Source organism: Bradyrhizobium sp. BRP20 (assembly GCF_020194215.1).
In the GTDB taxonomy this organism is placed as follows: Bacteria; Pseudomonadota; Alphaproteobacteria; order Rhizobiales; family Xanthobacteraceae; genus Bradyrhizobium; species Bradyrhizobium yuanmingense.
In genome coordinates this window covers 63,717-82,563 of sequence record NZ_JADYVY010000001.1, presented here as the reverse complement: position 1 = coordinate 82,563, position 18,847 = coordinate 63,717, and the positions used below count along the sequence as shown (strand labels likewise).

The 18,847-nt window shown below is 64.9% G+C and carries 19 protein-coding genes; 11 read left to right on the top strand and 8 right to left on the bottom strand.

From position 1 onward, the window contains the following. Nucleotides 1-92: 92 nt before the first annotated feature. The 7 genes from I6F33_RS00380 to I6F33_RS00350 all read right to left on the bottom strand — a co-directional run bounded on the left by I6F33_RS00380 (nt 93) and on the right by I6F33_RS00350 (nt 5,411). Nucleotides 93-806, bottom strand: coding sequence for an ABC transporter ATP-binding protein (locus tag I6F33_RS00380; RefSeq protein WP_225140658.1), 714 nt, complete (start codon nt 804-806; stop codon nt 93-95). Next, nucleotides 799-1,566, bottom strand: coding sequence for an ABC transporter ATP-binding protein (locus I6F33_RS00375; protein ID WP_036001772.1), 768 nt, complete (start codon nt 1,564-1,566; stop codon nt 799-801). Before I6F33_RS00375 ends, I6F33_RS00380 begins: the two co-directional genes overlap by 8 nt. Further along, complete coding sequence (locus tag I6F33_RS00370) at nt 1,559-2,503, bottom strand: branched-chain amino acid ABC transporter permease (protein ID WP_225140656.1); 945 nt, start codon at nt 2,501-2,503, stop codon at nt 1,559-1,561. The genes I6F33_RS00375 and I6F33_RS00370 overlap by 8 nt, the downstream gene beginning before the upstream one ends. Beyond that, nucleotides 2,500-3,417 (bottom strand): branched-chain amino acid ABC transporter permease, encoded by a 918-nt coding sequence (locus I6F33_RS00365; RefSeq protein WP_036001780.1) that lies wholly within the window; start codon nt 3,415-3,417, stop codon nt 2,500-2,502. The genes I6F33_RS00370 and I6F33_RS00365 overlap by 4 nt, the downstream gene beginning before the upstream one ends. 303 nt (nt 3,418-3,720) lie before the next feature. Further along, nucleotides 3,721-3,939, bottom strand: a complete 219-nt coding sequence (locus tag I6F33_RS00360) for a hypothetical protein (RefSeq protein ID WP_036001783.1) — start codon at nt 3,937-3,939, stop codon at nt 3,721-3,723. 1 nt (nt 3,940) lies between these two features. Next, nucleotides 3,941-4,600, bottom strand: a complete 660-nt coding sequence (locus I6F33_RS00355; protein ID WP_225140653.1) for an acyl-homoserine-lactone synthase — start codon at nt 4,598-4,600, stop codon at nt 3,941-3,943. 82 nt (nt 4,601-4,682) lie between these two features. Next, nucleotides 4,683-5,411, bottom strand: a complete 729-nt coding sequence (locus I6F33_RS00350) for a LuxR family transcriptional regulator (RefSeq protein WP_057028468.1) — start codon at nt 5,409-5,411, stop codon at nt 4,683-4,685. Nucleotides 5,412-5,576: 165 nt separating this feature from the next. Between I6F33_RS00350 and I6F33_RS00345 the strand changes: the two genes are divergently transcribed. The 10 genes from I6F33_RS00345 to I6F33_RS00300 all read left to right on the top strand — a co-directional run bounded on the left by I6F33_RS00345 (nt 5,577) and on the right by I6F33_RS00300 (nt 15,752). Then, nucleotides 5,577-5,753 (top strand): hypothetical protein, encoded by a 177-nt coding sequence (locus I6F33_RS00345; RefSeq protein ID WP_036001797.1) that lies wholly within the window; start codon nt 5,577-5,579, stop codon nt 5,751-5,753. Between the two features lie 367 nt (nt 5,754-6,120). Continuing rightward, a complete protein-coding gene (locus I6F33_RS00340; protein WP_225140651.1) occupies nt 6,121-7,059 on the top strand; it encodes a LysR family transcriptional regulator in 939 nt (312 codons plus the stop codon). 131 nt (nt 7,060-7,190) lie between these two features. Continuing rightward, nucleotides 7,191-8,066, top strand: coding sequence for a shikimate dehydrogenase (locus I6F33_RS00335; RefSeq protein ID WP_225140649.1), 876 nt, complete (start codon nt 7,191-7,193; stop codon nt 8,064-8,066). Nucleotides 8,067-8,122: 56 nt separating this feature from the next. Next, the gene (locus I6F33_RS00330; protein WP_036001805.1) at nt 8,123-9,253 is read left to right on the top strand and encodes an ABC transporter substrate-binding protein; all 1,131 of its coding nucleotides are present in this window, start codon (nt 8,123-8,125) and stop codon (nt 9,251-9,253) included. A 218-nt stretch (nt 9,254-9,471) separates the two neighbouring features. Beyond that, a complete protein-coding gene (locus I6F33_RS00325; RefSeq protein WP_225140647.1) occupies nt 9,472-10,347 on the top strand; it encodes a branched-chain amino acid ABC transporter permease in 876 nt (291 codons plus the stop codon). Continuing rightward, a complete protein-coding gene (locus I6F33_RS00320; protein ID WP_036020342.1) occupies nt 10,344-11,342 on the top strand; it encodes a branched-chain amino acid ABC transporter permease in 999 nt (332 codons plus the stop codon). Before I6F33_RS00325 ends, I6F33_RS00320 begins: the two co-directional genes overlap by 4 nt. After that, a complete protein-coding gene (locus I6F33_RS00315) occupies nt 11,339-12,082 on the top strand; it encodes an ABC transporter ATP-binding protein (protein WP_225140645.1) in 744 nt (247 codons plus the stop codon). The genes I6F33_RS00320 and I6F33_RS00315 overlap by 4 nt, the downstream gene beginning before the upstream one ends. Nucleotides 12,083-12,091: 9 nt before the next feature. Next, nucleotides 12,092-12,829 carry an ABC transporter ATP-binding protein gene (locus tag I6F33_RS00310; RefSeq protein WP_225140643.1) on the top strand — a complete coding sequence of 246 codons (738 nt, stop codon included), beginning with the start codon at nt 12,092-12,094 and terminating at the stop codon, nt 12,827-12,829. After that, nucleotides 12,826-13,884: a Gfo/Idh/MocA family protein gene (locus I6F33_RS00305; protein WP_225140641.1), complete on the top strand. Its 1,059-nt coding sequence runs from the start codon at nt 12,826-12,828 to the stop codon at nt 13,882-13,884. The genes I6F33_RS00310 and I6F33_RS00305 overlap by 4 nt, the downstream gene beginning before the upstream one ends. After that, nucleotides 13,881-15,752: a bifunctional sugar phosphate isomerase/epimerase/4-hydroxyphenylpyruvate dioxygenase family protein gene (locus I6F33_RS00300; RefSeq protein ID WP_225140639.1), complete on the top strand. Its 1,872-nt coding sequence runs from the start codon at nt 13,881-13,883 to the stop codon at nt 15,750-15,752. The genes I6F33_RS00305 and I6F33_RS00300 overlap by 4 nt, the downstream gene beginning before the upstream one ends. A 173-nt stretch (nt 15,753-15,925) precedes the next feature. Here the strand turns inward: I6F33_RS00300 and I6F33_RS00295 are convergent, their stop codons facing one another. Continuing rightward, nucleotides 15,926-17,098, bottom strand: coding sequence for an ABC transporter substrate-binding protein (locus I6F33_RS00295; protein ID WP_036001824.1), 1,173 nt, complete (start codon nt 17,096-17,098; stop codon nt 15,926-15,928). A gap of 322 nt (nt 17,099-17,420) precedes the next feature. On the opposite strand from I6F33_RS00295, the gene I6F33_RS00290 reads away from it, so the two are divergent. Beyond that, a complete protein-coding gene (locus tag I6F33_RS00290) occupies nt 17,421-18,683 on the top strand; it encodes an NAD(P)/FAD-dependent oxidoreductase (protein ID WP_036001827.1) in 1,263 nt (420 codons plus the stop codon). Nucleotides 18,684-18,847 lie beyond the last annotated feature (164 nt).

Here is an 18,847-nt window from a genome sequence, read left to right as displayed (position 1 = left end):
TGCGAGCGCAGCGAAGCAATCCAGGATCTTTCCGCAGCGGCAGTCTGGATTGCTTTGCTGTGCTCGCAACGACGACGCGGCTGGAGCGGGGCTCAGATTCCCAGATATTTGTGCTGCAGGTCCGGCGCGGCCATCAGCTCGTCGGAGGTGCCGCTCCACACCGTCTTGCCGCGCTCGATGATGTAATGGCGGTCGCAGATGCGGGCGAGATGGTCGACGTTCTTGTCGACGACCAGGATCGACTGTCCGCGGCTCTTGAGTAGCGACAGGCAATTCCAGATCTCCTGCCGGATCAGCGGCGCGAGGCCCTCGGTCGCCTCGTCCAGGATCAGGAGCTTTGGATTCGTAATCAGCGCGCGGCCGATCGCGAGCATCTGCTGCTCGCCGCCGGAAAGCTGGTTGCCCATGTTGGACGCGCGTTCGGCGAGGCGCGGAAACATCACGTAGATCGCGGCGAGCGTCCAGGGATTATCGCTGTTGAAGCGATCCGCCGCGGCCGCGACCAGGTTTTCGCGCACGGTGAGGTTCGGAAAGATCTGCCGGCCCTCGGGCACGAGACCAACACCGAGTTTCGCAATCCGGTAGGACGGAAGCTGCCGCACCTCCGCGCCCGCGAAGCGAATGGTGCCCGCGCGCGCCGGCGTCAGGCCCATGATGGAGCGGATGGTGGTGGTCTTGCCCATGCCGTTGCGGCCCATCAGCGAGACCATCTCGCCCGGCTTGATCGACAGCGACAGGCCGAACAGCACCTGGGACAGGCCGTAGCAGGTCTCGATGCCGTCGACCTCGAGCAGTGTGTCAGCCATGATGCGTCACCACATGCTGATCGCCGAGATAGGCGCGCTTGACGTCCTCATTGGCCCGGATCGCGGCCGGGTCGCCGGAGGCGATGACGCGGCCATAGACCAGCACCGTGATGCGGTCGGCCAGCGCGAACACCGCCGGCATGTCGTGCTCGACCAGCACGATCGAGACCTCTTTCCGCAGCTCCTGGAGCAGCTTCACCATGCGCTGGGATTCGGTCACGCCGAGGCCGGCCATCGGCTCGTCGAGTAGCAACAGCTTCGGCTTACTTGCGAGCGCGACTGCAAGCTCCAGCTCGCGGCGTTCGCCGTGGCTGAGCCTGGAGACCACGATATCGGCGCGATGGCCGAGGCCGACGCGATCGAGCGCCGCCTGGGCGGCATCGCGCAGACCCTTCTCTTTCCGCGCATTGGCGAAGAATCGGAACGAGGTGCCGGCATGCGCCTGCGCCGCCAGCGCGACATTGTCCGCGGCGGTGAAGTCGAGCAGCAGCGAGGTGATCTGGAACGAACGCGCCAGGCCCAACGCGCAGCGGCGATAGGCCGGCAGATAGGTGATGTCGCGCCCCGCCAGCGAGACGCTGCCGGAATGCGGTTCGAGATGCCCGGTGAGCTGGCTAATCAGCGTGGTCTTGCCGGCGCCGTTCGGGCCGATGATGGCGTGCAGCTCGCCGGATGCGACGTCGAGCGAGACGTTGTCGGTCGCGATGATTCCGCCGAAGCGGCGCACCAGCTTTTCGACGCGGAGCAAGGGTTCAGCCACGGCCAGCCCTCCCGAGTGCGCCCATGATGCCGCCGCGGCCGAACAGGACGATGAGCAGCAGCAGCGGGCCCAGGATCAGCGCCCAATATTCGGTGATCTGCGACAGCAGTTCTTCCAGCAGCAGGAACACCATCGCACCCATGACCGGGCCGAACAGCGTGCCCATGCCGCCCAGGATCACCATCACCATGAGGTCGCCGGAACGGGTCCAGTACATCACGGCCGGGCTTACGAAATCGGTGTTGTTGGCGAGCAGCGCGCCGGCAAGGCCGCACATCGTGCCTGATATGACGAAGCAGACCAGTTGGTAACGCTTGGCCGGGAAGCCGATGGCCTGCATGCGCTGCTCGTTGGAACGCAGGCCCTGCACGACAAGACCGAAGCGCGAGTTGACGATGCGCCATATCAGGAGCATGACGCCGAAAAGGCAGGCGAGGCAGAGATAATAGAACTGCGTGCGGTTGCCGAGATCGATCAGGCCCGAGAAGTCGCTGCGCGTGTAGATGGTCAGGCCGTCGTCGCCGCCGTAACGGGCCAGGCCCGAGGCGACATAGTAGGCCATCTGGGCGAAGGCCAGCGTGATCATGATGAAGTAGACGCCACGGGTGCGCAGCGACAGCGCGCCGATCACCAGCGCATAGATCGCCGACGCCGCAATCGCGACCGGAAACTGGATGAAGCCGGACCCAACGCCTTCCTGCGCGAGCATGCCGACGGCATAGCCGCCGATGCCGAGATACGCGGCATGGCCAAAGCTCATCAGGCCCGCAAATCCCATGATGAGGTTGAGGCTCGCAGCCGCCAGCGCCAGGATGATGATGCGGGTGAACAGCGTCAGGATGAAGACGTTGCCGGTCAGCTGCGAATAGAGCGGCAGCAGCACGAGGCCCGCCAGCATCAGGGCCGTGACGGCCTTGCTCACGCTCAAACCCTTCATCGACGATTGGCCGGAAACAGCCCCTCCGGCCGCACTACCAGCACGATCGCCATCAGCAGATAGATCAGCATGGAGGACAGCGCGGGCGCGGCGGTGGATGCGGCGGCGCCGCTCAGCACCTGGCGGAGCAGGTTCGGAAGAAAGGCGCGGCCGAGCGTGTCGATCATGCCGACGAAGATCGCAGCGAGGAAAGCGCCGCGGATCGAACCGATGCCGCCGATCACGATGATGACGAAAGCGAGGATCAGGATGTTCTCGCCCATGCCGATCTGCACGGTCAGGATCGGCGCCTGCATCAGCCCGGCAAGGCCGGCGAGTGCGGCGCCCAGGCCGAACACCAGCGTGTAGAGCAGCTTGATGTTGATGCCGAGTGCGCCGATCATCTCGCGGTTGGAGGCGCCGGCGCGGATCAGCATGCCGATGCGGGTGCGCATTACGCCGAGATAGAGCAGCAGCGCGACCAGCAGCGCTACCCCAATGATGGCGAGGCGATAGGCGGGATAGTGAATGCCGGGCAGGATCGGCACCGGCACGGTGAGCCAGGCCGGCAGCGGCAGCGCCAGGCCCGCCGGGCCCCAGATCAGCCGCACGGCTTCGTTGAAGAACAGGATCAGGCCGAAGGTCGCGAGCACGTGGTCGAGATGGTCGCGGCCATAGAGATGCCGCAGCGCGCTCACCTCCAGCACGATGCCGAGCACGAGCGTCGCGCCCAACGCCATCAGCGCGCCGAGCAGGAAGCTGCCGGTCCACGCCGCGAAGGTGGCGGCGAAATAGGCGCCCATCATATAGAGCGAGCCGTGCGCGAGGTTGACGAGATCCATGATCCCGAACACCAGCGTCAGGCCCGCGGCGAGCAGGAACAGCAGCAGACCGAACTGCAACCCATTCAAGAATTGTTCGACGACGAGCAGCATCAGGACTCTTTCAGGCGCATACAGACGCGCGCCGATGTTCGAACACTGTCGCCATCAGTGAAAGAGCTCCCCCTGCCTCTTCAAGGCCGAAAAATGGGTAATGGCAGTATCGTTCCGAGGCAAGAGCGATTCGACATCAAACATGCACTTTGTTGCATCTCGGCACGTGCGGCCGGGACGCGCCCCGCAATGCAAAAAAGCTGCCGCGCGGCATGAGGCAACCTGCCGCAGCGAAACGGCATCACCCTCTCACCGGCTGGCGGTGAGAGGGTACGATCGTCGTAAAATCGAGCAGGGCTGCGTCTAGTGCGACGTCATCTGCCGGGGGAGCTCGTCCGGCTCGGCGAGAACGCTGTTGGCCGTCGACGCCTCCAGGGCCGCCATCCGAAACAGATAAGCGAGCGTCGTCAATCCGGTGTCCTCCGCCATTTGCGCCAGTTCGAGCGCCATGTCGGACATGTAGCCGAGATCCTCGTCTTTCATTTGCGCCATGATCTGGCTGTCCCGCATCACGTTCGACATCTCAGGCGCTCTTTCGTTGCGCGGCAACATGACCGCAGAGGTTGGCACGGGCGATGGCATCGAGACGAGGGCCGTCCTGCTGCACGACCGAAGCCGTGCCGATCCGATGATGCAGGGCATCGAGCGTCTCCCGACGAATGTCGATGGTCGCCGCCATGGTCCATGCGTTCTCGACCAGAGCCGGTAGGCCGAGCGGCGTCACGACGAAGCCGGCTTCGTGGAAGCGCGGCAGCCACCAGGTCTCCATGATCGCGCTGACCTGCGCGATTCCCTGGTCGAGGCAGAACTCCTGCACCGCAGCCATCAGTTGCAGGTTGAGCGCGCCGTCGCGGCGATCGCGCACGACGAAGTAGCGCGACCATTCCCACACTAGCGGATCGGCGGGCCAGCCGCGAACCGCCGCCAGATGCGGAAACACCTCACTCATCATCGAGGGCTTGGTGGTCGGATAGAGCCGATGACCGCCCACGACGCGGCGGCCTTCCAGCGCCAGCAGGTAGACGGTGTCCTCGTCGTCGTAGGAATCGATCTCACGGCCATCCGGCCTGCGCAGCGTCTCCCAGCGCCGCTCCTCGACAAAGATGTCGTGACGCAGCCGGAAATGCTGCTCGATTATATCTTCATAAAGGTGACGATTTACCGCGGAAACTGCGTGAATCATGAAACCCCCCATTCATCCTCATGGGGGGAGATTCTGCGAAAAGACGCAGCTTCGGTATTGGGAAATTTCCCAGTAAGGCGGCTTAAGGATTGATGATCTTGTTCCGAATCGCCAGCGCGACCGCATGCGTACGGTTGACCGCGCCGAGCTTGCGCGCAGCAGTTGCAAGATGCTCTTCGGCGGTGCGCTGGGTGATGTGCAGGATCTCGCCGATTTCCCAGGCCGACTTCCCCTGCGAAGCCCAGGCGATCACCTCGCGCTCGCGCGGGGTGAGGCGCGTCGACAAATGCGGCATCGGCTCTAGCAGGCGGCGAATATGGTCGAAGCCATACATCGCCATCAGGTGCAGCGCCGGCTTGCTGCGCGCATTGAGGTCGAGATGGACGCCGCCGAGCGAGACCGCAGCCTCGTAGCCGGTGAGCCCGTGGATCGGCACGATGAAGCCGCGCGACATGCGGAACTCGCTGGCACGGTTCATCACCTCGGCCGCATTCGGCTCGAGTTCCGCATCATAGGGCGCTTCCGACCACTCGAACGGATTGACCGACTGCCGGCACAACCGCACCACGGGATCGAAACGATCGTAGTTTTTCTCGGTGTAGAGGCTGAACCATCCCGCAGGCCAGCGTTTGGCGAGCACCATCTGCGCAAACTGCTGATCGGGATTGGGCAACCCCGTCACGATGATGGTTTCGAAGCCGAAGCGACCGAACGCCGCTTCGAGCGCGTTCATGGCCTCTGGTACCTTGCGGTAGGTCTGCAGGCCTTCGATGAAGTCGAGCGCCTCCCGGCCATAGTCTACGGCGGACATCGTACGTTTCCTGACCCTCGCGCTTCCGTATAGCACGTATTCACAGACCGCCTCAATTCGCTGTGGCCGTAGTTTCCCGGTGCTCATGCGCTCTGAGGATTTAACTACTTGTGGCAGAATTGACGCCACGATACACCTGAGAACATCCGAAGCGGGAAGCCAACGATGGAAGACGAGGACATCGCCCTCAACAGCGTGCTCGGCCTGGAATTGAACCGCGTGTTTTTTGCCGTCCGCGAAACGGCGAACAAGCAGAAGATCATCGAGTTTGCGCGCGAGGTGCTGCAGAGCGAGCGCGCGGAGCTGGCCGAGAGCGTGTCGCCGGAAGGGCCGGCGAGCTAGAACGCCGTTGCAAAGACGACGCCGGAGCAACAGATCGCGTCACGAGGACGCCTCTCCATCTGACCGCGCGGGTTTTAGTCGAAACACTCTGACCGCGAATTTTGGCTTCCCTTCTCCCCTTGTGGGAGAAGGTGGCGCGAAGCGCCGGATGAGGGTCTCTCTCCGCGAATCCAACTCCCATTTGAAGTCGCGGAGAGAGACCCCTCACCCGTCTCGCCGCTCTGCGGCGATCCACCCTCTCCCACAAGGGGAGAGGGAAAGCGCCAGCCTCCGACCACATCGGCGCACACTTGCCGCTGGATGACAGCGCATCTCTCGTGAGATGATCGCCGCGATCTCTTGTCGATGCCAGGGACGGTTCAAGGCCATGATGACGCTGCGCCAGGTCGAAGTGATCCGTGCCGTGATGGTGACGGGCACCATCGGCGGTGCGGCGAAGCTGCTCAACGTCTCGGCGCCGGGGATCAGCCGCCTCGTCAAATACACCGAGCGCTCGCTCGGCATCCGCTTCTTCCAGCGCCAGAACGGGCGCTACTTCCCGACGCCGGAAGCGGAGAACATCTTCGAGCAGATCAACGGCGTCTACAAGAAGGTCGACGACCTCTCCGAGATCATCTCCAAGATCGGCCGCGGCGGCCTGTCGGAGCTGCGCATCGGCTCGGTGCCGAGCATCTCGCAGGTGATGGTGCCGCGTGCGATCGAGCGCGTCCGCCGCCGCTATCCCGATCTCGGCATCGACATCAACATCCTCAAGCTCGAGGAGGCCATCGACTACCTGATGCTCGGCCGCGGCGAATGCGTGGCGATGAGCTATCGGCTCGAGCATTCCGGGCTCGACTTCATGCCGCTCGCTTCGGGCGAGCTCTATTGCATCGTGCCGCCCGGCCACGAGCTCTCCGGCCGCAAGCAGGTCTCCGCCGCCGAGATCACGCGCTATCCGCTGATCGGCATCGATCCCAACGACCCCTACGGCCGGATCATGGCCGGGATCTTCGCGCGCCACCGGCTCGACTACAACATCACGATCCGCGCGCGCTTCGGCACCACCGTCTGCGCGCTGGTGAAGGCGGGACTCGGCATCGCCATCATCGACCAGTTCACCGTCGCCCATGGCGGCTATCCCGGGATCGAGCTTCTGAAGATCGCCGAGCCGACGCGGTTCGAGACCTACATCGCAGTCAAGCGCGGCACGCCGCTGTCGCTGCATGCCGAGTATTTCATCGAGGCCCTGCGCGCCGAGATGCGCGCGGTCGAGCCCTCCCGCGGCAGTGGCAAGACCGCCCCTGCCCGCGGGCGGAGGAAATAACATGATGTTAGGTTTGCCAGATAAAAGGGTAATTGTGTTAGGCGGGGGAAAGGCTATCGTCGCAGCTGGAATTGCACGGATTTCCCCGCTAATGGCCGGGGCCGGACGCTCCCTTGAGACGATAGCGAACCATGTCGAAACGCGGATACGCCGCCAGCAAGAAGCTCCTCACCGGCCTGATCGGCACCCCGATCGCGCATTCCGCCTCGCCCGCCATGCATGAGCGCGCCGCCGAAGCGCTCGGCCTGCGCGGCCATTACCAGCTTGTCGAGGTCGCCGGGGCCGATGCGGCCGGGCTGCGCATGATGCTCGAGGGCGTCCGGCGGCTCGGCTTTGCCGGCGTCAATGTCACCTACCCCTACAAGGAAGCGGTGGTGCCGCTGCTCGACGCGCTGGCGCCGGGCGCAGCCAGCATGGGCGCGGTCAACACCGTCGTGGTCAGGGATGGCCGGCTGACCGGCCACAACACCGACACCACGGGTTTTGCGCGGGCGGTGACGCCATTGCTGGCGCCCTCCGGCAACGCCATCGCCCTGATCGGCGCCGGCGGCGTCGGCAAGGCCATCGCGTTTGCGCTGGCGAGCCTGAACGTGGCCGACATCCGCATTTTCGACAGCGAGCCGGCGCGCGCCGAGAAACTGGCCGCCATGCTCGCCCCGCGCGGCGCCCGCGTTGCCGCCAGCGTCGAGGATGCGCTCGAGGGTGCGACCGGTCTCGTCAACGGCACGCCGGTCGGCATGCTGCCGAACCGTGACACGCCGGTGCCGGCGAGACTGCTCAGGGCGGACCTATGGGTCGCCGACGCCGTCTATTCGCCGCTGATCACGCCGCTGCTGGCCGCAGCGCGAGAGAAAGGCGCGAAGATCATGACCGGCCGCGACCTCGCGATCTACCAGGCCGCCGACGCCTTCGAATTGTTCACAGGCCTTGCCCCATCCACCGAGATCATGGGAGAGGCTTTCGACGCCGTGATGGCAGCGCGCAGCGCCGCCTATCAGGCAGCTTGAGGCGAAGCGGCCGGATACAAGGCCGCTTGCAAGATTTGAAACGGGAGGAGAGGACGATGAAATCAACGCTAGTGGTGGGCGCATTGCTCACCGTCATGACCGCAACGGGCGCCTTTGCCCAGGCGATCAAGCTCGCCAACGTCGCGGAGCTCTCGGGCGGCGGTGCCACCGTCGGCACGAACTGGAAGAACGGCATCGACCTCGCGATCGAGGAGATCAACGCCAAGGGCGGCGTGCTCGGCCGCAAGCTCGAGGTCAGCCACGCCGACTCGCAGTCCAACCCCGGGGTGGCGCGCGCCCAGGTGCAGAAGGCGCTCGACGCCGAGCCCTATGTGCTGCTCGGGCCCGGTTATTCCGGCTCGGTGAAGGTGACCGCGCCGCTCGCGGCCGAAGCCGGCATCGCGCAGATCATGGGCGGCGAAGCCGCCGAGCTGACGCAGACAGGAAACAAGTTCCTGTTCCGCACCTCCTTCGGCCAGCAATCCTCAATGCCGAAGGTCGCAAAGTACATCCACGACGAGATGAAGGCGAAGACCGTTGCGGTGGTCTGGGTCAACAACGATTTCGGCCGCGGTGGCCGCGACGTCGTGGTCAAGGAGCTCGACCGGCTCGGCTCCAAGGTCGTCGCCGATCTCTCCACCGAAGCGGGCCAGGCCGACTTCGCCGCCGACGTCGGCAAGATCAAGGCCGCCAATCCCGACGCCGTGTTCGTCTACCTGAACGAGGAAGAGAGCGCGCGCATCCTGAAGGAGCTGAAGCGCCAGGGCGTCACCGCGCCGCTGATGGGCGAGACCACGCTGATCGGCCAGAAGGTGATCGAGCTCGCGGGCGATGCCGCCAACGGCGCGCGCGGCCATGTCGGCCTCACCACCGACGCGCCGGTCGATCTGGTCAAGGCGTTCCGCGAGAAGTTCTCCAAGAAGTACAATTACGTCCCCGATCATAACGGCCTGAAGGGCTACCTCGCCGTCTACATGGTGAAGGCGACCACGGAAAAGATGGGCAAGGTCGACCCGAAGAAGTTCGCCGACACGCTGCACGGCCTCACCATCAAGGCCGCGGACGAGCCGGGCATTTTGATGGACGTCACCTTCAGCGACACCGGCGACATCGACCGCCAGAGCTTCCTGGTCGAGGTGGTCGAAGGCAAGCAGGTGGTGAAGCAGGTGCTGCCCAAGGTGAAGTGAAGCGTGGCCCTTCTCCCTCGCCCCGCTCTACGCGGGGAGAGATCTTTCGTCTCCCTCTCCCCGCCCCTTCGCGGGGAGAGGGCGGGGTGAGGGGCTGCTTCCGCGACGACGGTGACAATCGAGTACGCGGAGACAGCCCCTCACCCCAACCCTCTCCCCGTAAGTACGGGGAGAGGGAGAAGAAAGAGAGCGGGGAGAGGGAGAGGAAAGAGGGGAACATGTCCAACCTATTCGATCTACTGGTCGCGGGGCTCGCCACCGGCGCCATCTACGCGCTGGTCGCGGTCGGCTTCACGCTGCTGTGGCAGACCTCGCAGACTATCAATTTCGCGCAAGGCGAGTTCGTGATGCTGCCGGCGTTCCTGATGCTGGCCGCGATGCATGTGGGCGCGCCGTTCTGGCTCGCGATCATCGTCGGCATCCTGCTCTCGCTGATCCTGCTCGGGCTCGCCTTCAAGATGCTGCTGGTGGACCCGATGATGCGTCACGGTGTGCTACCGCTGGCGATCGCGACCATGGCGCTCGCGATCGGCATCAAGGAATCGGTCAAGCAGTTCTACAGCGCGGAGGCTTCGCCCTTCCCCTCGATCATGCCGACCGGCGACATCTCCGTCCTCGGCCATGCGGTGTCGCTGCAGAGCATCGGCGTGCTCACTGTTGCCATCCTCGCCGTTCTCGGCCTGACCACGCTGCTGAGCCGTACCTCGCTCGGCCACCAGATGCAGGCGGCGGCGCAGAACCCGACGGTGGCCCGCATCATCGGCGTCCCGGTCGAGCGCATGATCCTGCTGACCTTCCTGATCAACGCCTTCCTGGTGGCGCTGGCCTCGCTGCTGATCACACCGATCTACCTCGCAAAATTCTCGTCCGGCGAGGTGCTGGGCCAGGCCGCCTTCATCGCCGCGATCGTCGGCGGCTTCAACCAGGTGCGCGGCGCCATCGCCGGCGGCCTGCTGATCGGCGTACTCGACAATCTCGCGGCGGCCTATGTCTCGACGCAGTATCGCGCCGCCGTGCCGATGATGTTCCTGATCGCCGTCATCCTGTTCCGGCCGCAGGGCTTGCTCGGCCGTGCCGAGGAGCGCACCGTATGAGCGGCATCGCCAAACCCCTGAAGATCGCGCTCGGCCTTGCCATCATCGCCGCGCTGATCATCGTCCCCATGAACTTCAACCGCTACGGCCTGTTCATCCTGAGCCAATGGGCAGTGATGAGCATCGCGGCCATGGGGCTCAATCTCACGCTCGGCTATGCCGGCCAGGTCTCGCTGGCGCAAGGCGCCTTCGTCGGCATCGGCGCCTATGCCGCCGCGATCATGACCACACATGGCTGGCCGCTGCCGGCGGCGATCCTGGTGGCGATCGTCTTGAGCTTTGCGATCGGCTGGGTGCTCGGCTATCCCGCACTGCGCGTGCAGCACCATTACCTCGCCTTCGTCACGCTGGCCTTCTCCACGCTGGCCTTCCTGGTGTTCCGCAACGAGAGCTGGCTGACCGGCGGCATCTACGGCATCTCCAACATCCCACGTCCGCACATCTTCGGCATCGCGACCAACAAGCCGCTGCCGTTCTACTATGTCTGCCTCGGCTCGCTCGCGATCGTCTCGCTTGCGGTGTGGTGGCTGATCCGTTCGCCCTGGGGCCGTGCCTTCATGGCGCTGCGCGAGAATCCGTTGCGCGCGCAATCCCTCGGCGTCGATACCCGCCGCTACACGCTGATGGCCTTCGCGATCGGCTCGGCACTCGGCGGCGTCGCCGGAGCGCTCTATGCGCCGCTGACGCAATATATCGATCCCGTGCCGTTCAACCTGTCGCTCTCGCTCGACCTCCTGCTGATGGTGATCGTCGGCGGCGCCGGCTTCTATTTCGGTCCGTTCCTGGGAGCGATGATCGCGGTGCTGCTGCCGGAATGGCTGCGCTTCACGGAAGGCTACTACCTGATGCTCTACGCCGTCGCCGTGATGCTGCTGCTGATCTGGTCGCCGACCGGGATTCTCGGAATCCTCGACCGATATCTCGCCGAGCGCCGCACCAAGGCGGCGTCCGCGCTGCGCGCCGTCGCAAAGTCGCGCCTGGAGACGGCGCAATGAGCGCGGTCCTCGAAGTCACCGACATCAAGAAGAGCTTTGGCGGCATCCACGCCGTCAACGGGGTCTCGTTCGACGTGCGCGAGGGCGAGATCCTCGGCCTGATCGGGCCGAACGGCTCCGGCAAGTCCACGCTGTTCAACTGCATCCTCGGCCAGCTCACGCCGACCGGCGGCGAAGTCAAGCTCGACGGACAGGTCGTCACGGGCCTGCGTCCCTCCGAGCTCAACAAGCTCGGGGTCAGCCGCACCTTCCAGCTGTTGCAGGTGTTCCCAAAGCTCTCGGTGCGCGAGAACCTGATCCTCGCCGGACAGGAGCACCAGGGCAACATGGCCTCGCGCCTGGTCGGCCGCTCCGATGCCGGGCTGACGGAGGCCGCGAACCAGATGATCGGCTTCTTCAAGCTCGACCATCTCGCCGACGAGCCGGCTGGGGGTCTCTCTTATGGTCAGCAAAAACTGCTCGATGCCGCCATGGCCTTCATGGGGGGCTCGCGCCTGGTGCTGCTCGACGAGCCAGCCGGCGGCGTCAACCCGTCGATGCTGGCGGACCTCAAGGAGCGCCTGGTCGCGATCAACCGCGAGAAGAACGCCACCTTCGTCGTGATCGAGCACAACATGGAGTTCGTGATGTCGCTGTGCTCGCGCGTGATGGTGATGGCGGAAGGCAAGGTGCTGGCGATGGGCCGGCCCGACGAGGTCCGCAAGAACCCCGCCGTGATCGAAGCCTATCTCGGACATTAGGAGCGCCTAATGAGCGATCCCATTCTCTCGGTCCACAATCTCGTCGGCGGCTACGGCAAGATGACGATCTTGAACGGCACGACGTTTGCCGTTCCTCCAGCCACGATCACGACGATCATCGGTCCGAACGGCGCCGGCAAATCGACGGTGTTCAAGGCCATCTTCGGCCTGCTCAAGCTGCGCGAAGGCAAGATCAGCTTCGCCGGCCGCGACGTCACCAATTTGAGCCAGCGCGCGCTGCTCAACGCCGGCATCTGCTACGTGCCGCAGGGCCGCAACATCTTTCCCGAGCTGTCGGTGCGCCACAATATCGAGCTCGGCGGCGTCGCCGCCGACAAGGGCCTCGACCTGCCCAAGCGGATCGAGGCGGCGCTCGACCTGTTTCCCGCATTGCGGCGCAAGTCCGCGCAGCAGGCCTCGACGCTGTCCGGCGGCGAGCAGAAGCAGCTCGAGATCGCCCGCTCGCTGCTGCTCGAGCCGAAGCTGGTGCTGGTCGACGAGCCCTCGATCGGTCTGTCGCCGCTGATGGTGCAGCAGACCTTCGACATCCTCAAGAGCTTGCGCGATCGCGGCGTCACCATCCTGATGATCGAGCAGAACGCGCGCTCGGCGCTCGAGATCTCCGACATCGGCATCGTGCTCGAGCTTGGCCAGACCCGCATGGTCGATGACGCCAGGCGCATTCTGAACGATCCGCGCATCGGGCAGCTCTTCCTCGGCGGCGCCATGGAGGAGAGCGCGGCATGAGCGCGAAGATGCGGATCGCCGTGGCCGGCGCCGGCCTGATCGGCCGTCGCCATATCGAGTTGATCGAGTCCTCCCGGGATTGCGTGCTCGCCGGCATCGCGGACCCCTCGCCCGCCGCGAAGGAATATGCGCTGGCGCATGGCGTGCCCTGCTTTGCGGACCATCGTGCCCTGCTCGCAGAAGAGAAGCCCGACGGCCTCATCATTGCGTCGCCCAACACGCTGCACTTGCCGATGGCGCTCGACTGCGCCGAAGCCGGCGTGCCGGCATTGATCGAGAAGCCGGTGACCGAGACGGTTGCCACCGCGCAGCGCCTGTGCGCGGCGGTGAGACGCACCGGCGTGCCGATGCTGGTCGGCCATCATCGGCGGCACAATCCCATCATCAAGTCGGCCCGCGAGGCCGTGACGAACGGAAAGCTCGGCCAGCTCACGGCCGTGGTCGGGCTGTGGCTCCTCAAGAAGCCCGACGATTATTTCGAGGTCGCCTGGCGGCGTGAGGCAGGCGGCGGGCCACTGCTGATCAATCTCATCCACGACATCGACAATCTCCGCTTCATCTGCGGCGAGATCGTCGAGGTGCAGGCGCTGACCTCGAACAAGGTGCGCGACTTCGCGGTCGAGGACACCGCCGCGCTGCTGCTGCGCTTCGCCAACGGCGCGCTGGGCACGGTAACCGTGTCGGATGCGACGCCGGCGCCGTGGAGCTGGGAGCTCTCCTCAGGCGAGAACCCGGCCTATCCCAGGCAGGACCAGCCCTGCTACATCTTCGCAGGGACGGCGGGTTCGCTCTCCGTGCCGAACATGGAGCTGTGGTCATACACAGAGCAGCCCGGCTGGTACGCGCCGCTGTCGCGCGCGACCATCGCGCCGCCCGCGTTCGATCCGCTGGTCGAGCAGCTCCGGCATTTCTGCGCAATGATTGCCGGCCGTGAACAGCCGCTGATGTCGGTCGAGGACGCGATGGGAACGCTCGCCGTCGTCGAAGCCGTCAGCGCGGCCGCGCGTACCGGGCAAACGATCTCGCCGGGGCAGATCATGGAGCAGGCCGCATGAACAAGCGCTCGATCGCCACCGTCTCCCTCTCAGGCAGCCTCGACGAAAAGCTCCGCGCCATCGCCGCCGCGGGCTTCGATGCGGTCGAAATCTTCGAGAACGACCTGCTGTCGTTCGGCGCCGGCCCACGCGATATCGCGAAGATGTGCACGGACCTCAATCTCGAGATCTGTGCGTTCCAGCCGTTCCGCGATTTCGAGGGCATGCCGGAGCCGCAGCGTGCGCGCAACTTCGCCCGCGCGGAGCGGAAGTTCGATCTGATGCAGGAGCTCGGCACCGATCTGTTGCTGATCTGCTCCAACGTCTCACCCGCCGCGCTCGGCGGCATCGACCGCGCGGCTGACGATTTTCGCGAGCTTGGCGATCGCGCCGCGAAACGTCGTTTGCGCGTCGGCTATGAGGCGCTGGCCTGGGGCCGCCACGTCAACGATTACCGCGACGCCTGGGAGATCGTGCGCCGCGCCGATCATCCCGCGATTGGCGTCATCCTCGACAGCTTCCATGCGCTGGCACCTGGCTTTCCGACCCGCGCCATGGCCTCGATCCCCGGCGACAAGATCTTTCTGGTGCAGCTCTCCGACGCGCCAAGGCTCGAGCTCGACATCCTGTCATTGAGCCGGCACTTCCGCTCTTTCCCCGGCCAGGGCGACCTGCCGGTCGGCGCGTTCATGGCGGCGATCGCAGCGACCGGCTATGCCGGACCGCTGTCGCTGGAAATCTTCAACGACCAGTTCCGCGCCGGCTCAGCCGCACAGACCGCCGTCGACGGCCTGCGCTCGCTGATTCTGCTGGAGGACCAGCTCGCACCGGACTGGCAGAATTTCGCCGGCAAGGCGCTGGCCCCGAAGGCGAAGAGCCGCGGCACCGGCTTCATCGAATTTGCCGTCAACGAGAGCAAGGCCGCCGAGCTTGGCCGCCTGTTCTCACAGCTCGGCTTCCGCAAGAGCGGCCAGCACCGCAGCAAGGCGGTGGAGCGCTGGTCGCAGGGCAAGGTCGAGCTCGTCATCAATTGCGAGACCGACGGCTTTGCGCATTCGCACTATGTCACCCACGGGCCCGGCGTCTGCGCCATCGCGCTCGACGTCGACGACGCCGACCGCGCCATGCAGCGTGCCGAGACGCTGAAAGCGCGCACCTTCTACCAGCCGGTCGGACCGGGTGAACTCGAGATTCCCGCGATCCATGGCGTCGGCGGCAGCCTGCTCTATTTTCTCGACCAGGCCGGCAAGAACTGGGACACCGATTTCGAGCCTCTTGCAAGCGATTCAAGCGCCGATGCGCTGGTCGCGGTCGACCACATCGCGCAGTCGATGCCCTATGACGAGATGCTGACCTGGCTGTTGTTCTACACCGGCATTCTCGATCTGAAACGCCTGCCGCAGATGGAGATCGCCGACCCCAGAGGCCTCGTGCAGAGCCAGGCCGTCATCAACGCCGACCAGAGCCTGCGCTTCGTGCTCAACGGCTCCTCCGCCAACCGCACCCTGCCGGCACGCTTCATCTCGGAGTTCTTCGGCTCGGGCGTGCAGCATGTCGCCTTCGCGTGTCAGGATATTTTTGCGACCGTCGCCGCGATGCGCCAGCGCGGCGCGGGCTTCCTGGACATCCCCGACAATTACTACGACGACATCGAAGCCAAATACGATCTTTCGCCCGAACTGATGGCGCAGCTGCGCGCCAACCACATCCTCTACGACCGCGAGGGCGACGGCGAGTTCTTCCAGGTCTACACCCACATCTTCGACGAGCGCTTCTTCTTCGAGATCGTCGAACGCAGGAATTATCAGGGTTTTGGCGCCGCCAACGCCGGCATCAGGCTCGCAGCGCAAGCGCGCGAGGTGCGCCCGGCAAGCATGCCGAGGGTGTAGGCAATTCTGCTTCCCCTCTCCCCTTGCGGGAGAGGGTGGCTCGCCGCAAAGCGGCGAGACGGGTGAGGGGTCTCTCTCCTCACGGACAATCTTGCAAGGGGAGAGAACCCCTCATCCGGCGCTTCGCGCCACCTTCTCCCACAAGGGGAGAAGGGGGCTACGTCGCTTGTGGCTCACTTCATCTTGCACTTCTCGTGGAAGCGATCCTGATCGTTCTCGACGATGGTGGCGACGGTCTTCAAGGCGAGCTGGCCTTCGGAATCCTTGACCACGTCCTGCAGATAGAAGTTCTGGATCGGGATGTGGTTGTTGCCGAACTTGAACGCGCCGCGCACCGACTTGAAGTTGGCCTTCTCCATCTCGGCCTTCATCTCGTCCTTCTTGGAGGTGTCTCCCTTCACGGCGACGACGGCGCTGTTGATCAGGTTCGCGGCGTCATAGGACTGTGCGCCGTAGAAGGTCGGGCGCAGGCCGGGGTACTTCTTGCGGTAGTCGGCGACGAAGCGCTTGTTCTGCTCGTTGGGGAGGTCGTTGACCCATTGCTGCGCGCCGGGCACCCCGAGCGCATTCTCCTTCTGGAGCGGCAGCGAGAGCTCGTCGATGGTGAAGGCGGTGTAGAGCGGCATCGTGCTCTTCAGCCCGGCCTGTGCATATTGATTCAGAAATTGCACGCCAGCAGCACCCGGGTAGAACACGAAGATCGACTCGGCGCCGGAGGCACGCGCCTTGGAGAGCTCGGCGGAGAAGTCGAGCTGGCTCGGCCACACCGTATATTCCTCACCCACGACCTGACCCTTGAAGGTGCTCTTGACGCCGGCCAGCATGTCCTTGCCGGCGGCATAGTTCGGGCCGATCAGGAACACCGACTTGACACCCTTCTGGTTCATATAGGTGCCGACCGCCTGCGGGGTCTGGTCGTTCTGCCAGGAGGTCGAGAACACGTAAGGCGAGCACAGCTCGCCCGCGAGCTGCGACGGCCCGGCATTGGCCGAGATCAGGAAGGTCTTCGAATCGACCGCGGTCTTGAGCGAGGCGAGCAGCACGTTCGACCAGATATAGCCGACGATGAAGTCGACCTTGTCGGACTGCACCAGCTTCTCGGTCTTCTGCTTGCCGACGTCGGGCTTCTGCCCGTCGTCCTCGTAGAGCACCTCGACCGGCTTGCCGGCCATCTTGCGGCCGAGATGATCGAGCGCGAGCTCGAAGGAATTGCGCATGTCGTTGCCGATCACGGCGGTCGGGCCGCTGAAGGTCGAGACGAAACCGATCTTGATGGTGTCTCCGGCGAATGCCTGATTTGCCAGCACCAGCGCCGCTGCGCCCGCCAGCCAGAATGCCGTCCTCATAACACTCCCTCCTTAATTATCGGTCCTGGAAGAGGGGTGATCGCCGCTCCAGGCCTGTCTCTATTGAACGCAAAATCTGTCGCGCCGCCAATGGCTCAGCGCCCGCCCTGCACCATATTTCGCCCCGATCGGAGATGGCAAGAATTATAATTCTACTCACCTCGGCCGAGGCCGGCCCAGGGCCGGTCCGGGAGGCCGCGGCGCTTTTTCGAGCCGGATCGATACATCGGGCCTATGCGACGATTGATGACCTCTATTGGACCGCGGCGCCCAATCCGCACTTAAATGAAGGCGAGCAGCAGCGAGATTCGAGGGTTAAATCATGGCCGCAAATCCCCATCGCGTCGTCATCGTCGGCGCCGGCTTCGGCGGGCTGGAGGCGACTTACCGGCTTGCGGGCGCTCCCGTCGAGATCACGCTGATCGACCGCCGCAATCATCATCTGTTCCAGCCCCTGCTTTACCAGGTCGCGACCGCCTCGCTCGCAACCAGCGAGATCGCCTGGCCGATCCGTCATCTCATGCGCGACCGGCGCGAGGTGACGACGCTGTTCGCCACCGTGAGCGGCGTCGATGCCGAACGACGCTGCGTGCTGATCGACGACGGCAGCGAGGTGCCCTACGACACGCTGGTGCTGGCCACGGGCGCGCGGCACGCCTATTTCGGCCACGATGAATGGGAGCAGTTCGCGCCCGGCCTGAAGACGCTGGAGGATGCGACCACCTTGCGCCGGCACATCCTGGTGGCGTTCGAGCGCGCCGAGCGCGAGATCGATCCGAAGCGGCGCGCAGCACGGCTGACCTTCGTGATCGTCGGCGCCGGCCCGACCGGCGTCGAGCTCGCCGGCACCATCGCCGAGATGGCGCATCACACCCTGCCCGCCGATTTCCGCAACATCGACACGCACAAGGCCCGCGTCGTGCTGATCGAGGCCGGCCAGCGCGTGCTCGCCGGCTTTCCCGACGAGCTATCAGCCTATGCGCAGGCCTCGCTGGAAAAGATCGGCGTCGAGGTCGTGCTCGGGCAGGCCGTCACCGAGATCAATCGCGAGGGCGTCGTGTTCGGCGGCAAACTGCTCGAGGCCAAGACACGGATCTGGGCCGCCGGCGTGCGCGCCTCGCCCGCTGCCGAATGGCTCGGCGCAGCGCACGATCGCGCCGGGCGCGTGCTGGTCGAGGCCGACCTCACCATATCAGGCCATCCCGAGATCTTCGCGATCGGGGATACCGTCAGCATCAACGCCTGGGACGGCAAGCCGGTGCCCGGCATCGCGCCGGCCGCCAAGCAGCAGGGCCGTCACGTCGCGGAGACCATCAAAGCGCGCCTGCGCGGCGCTGCAGCGGGTCCGTTCCGCTATAAGCATTCCGGTAACCTCGCGCAGATCGGCAAGCGGCTCGCAATCATCGATTTCGGCAAGATCAAGCTGCGCGGCACCATCGCGTGGTGGATCTGGGGCATCGCCCACATCTACTTCCTGATCGGCCTGCGCCACCGCCTCAGCGTCGCGCTGAGCTGGCTGTGGATCTACGCGCGAGACCAGCGCGCAGCGCGGTTGATCACGCAGGGGTCGAGCAAGGTGGTGTAGTCTTACTTCCTTCTCCCCTTGTGGGAGAAGGTGGCATAGGCGGCCTTCGGCCGCCGTTCTTAAGAACGCCGAAGCGAGCTTCGGCTACGGCGCCGGATGAGGGGTTCTCTCAACTCTCGCGATTGTTCGTGAGGAGAGAGACCCCTCACCCGGCTTCGCTTCGC

Excerpts from the sequence above, each read along its gene's own strand:
- I6F33_RS00380 (WP_225140658.1), bottom strand. The coding sequence starts at position 806 with ATGGCTGACACACTGCTCGAGGTCGACGGCATCGAGACCTGCTACGGC.
- I6F33_RS00370 (WP_225140656.1), bottom strand. The coding sequence starts at position 2,503 with ATGAAGGGTTTGAGCGTGAGCAAGGCCGTCACGGCCCTGATGCTGGCG.
- I6F33_RS00365 (WP_036001780.1), bottom strand. The coding sequence starts at position 3,417 with ATGCTGCTCGTCGTCGAACAATTCTTGAATGGGTTGCAGTTCGGTCTG.
- I6F33_RS00360 (WP_036001783.1), bottom strand. The coding sequence starts at position 3,939 with ATGTCGAACGTGATGCGGGACAGCCAGATCATGGCGCAAATGAAAGAC.
- I6F33_RS00355 (WP_225140653.1), bottom strand. The coding sequence starts at position 4,600 with ATGATTCACGCAGTTTCCGCGGTAAATCGTCACCTTTATGAAGATATA.
- I6F33_RS00350 (WP_057028468.1), bottom strand. The coding sequence starts at position 5,411 with ATGTCCGCCGTAGACTATGGCCGGGAGGCGCTCGACTTCATCGAAGGC.
- I6F33_RS00345 (WP_036001797.1), top strand. The coding sequence starts at position 5,577 with ATGGAAGACGAGGACATCGCCCTCAACAGCGTGCTCGGCCTGGAATTG.
- I6F33_RS00340 (WP_225140651.1), top strand. The coding sequence starts at position 6,121 with ATGATGACGCTGCGCCAGGTCGAAGTGATCCGTGCCGTGATGGTGACG.
- I6F33_RS00335 (WP_225140649.1), top strand. The coding sequence starts at position 7,191 with ATGTCGAAACGCGGATACGCCGCCAGCAAGAAGCTCCTCACCGGCCTG.
- I6F33_RS00330 (WP_036001805.1), top strand. The coding sequence starts at position 8,123 with ATGAAATCAACGCTAGTGGTGGGCGCATTGCTCACCGTCATGACCGCA.
- I6F33_RS00325 (WP_225140647.1), top strand. The coding sequence starts at position 9,472 with ATGTCCAACCTATTCGATCTACTGGTCGCGGGGCTCGCCACCGGCGCC.
- I6F33_RS00320 (WP_036020342.1), top strand. The coding sequence starts at position 10,344 with ATGAGCGGCATCGCCAAACCCCTGAAGATCGCGCTCGGCCTTGCCATC.
- I6F33_RS00315 (WP_225140645.1), top strand. The coding sequence starts at position 11,339 with ATGAGCGCGGTCCTCGAAGTCACCGACATCAAGAAGAGCTTTGGCGGC.
- I6F33_RS00310 (WP_225140643.1), top strand. The coding sequence starts at position 12,092 with ATGAGCGATCCCATTCTCTCGGTCCACAATCTCGTCGGCGGCTACGGC.
- I6F33_RS00305 (WP_225140641.1), top strand. The coding sequence starts at position 12,826 with ATGAGCGCGAAGATGCGGATCGCCGTGGCCGGCGCCGGCCTGATCGGC.
- I6F33_RS00300 (WP_225140639.1), top strand. The coding sequence starts at position 13,881 with ATGAACAAGCGCTCGATCGCCACCGTCTCCCTCTCAGGCAGCCTCGAC.
- I6F33_RS00295 (WP_036001824.1), bottom strand. The coding sequence starts at position 17,098 with ATGAGGACGGCATTCTGGCTGGCGGGCGCAGCGGCGCTGGTGCTGGCA.
- I6F33_RS00290 (WP_036001827.1), top strand. The coding sequence starts at position 17,421 with ATGGCCGCAAATCCCCATCGCGTCGTCATCGTCGGCGCCGGCTTCGGC.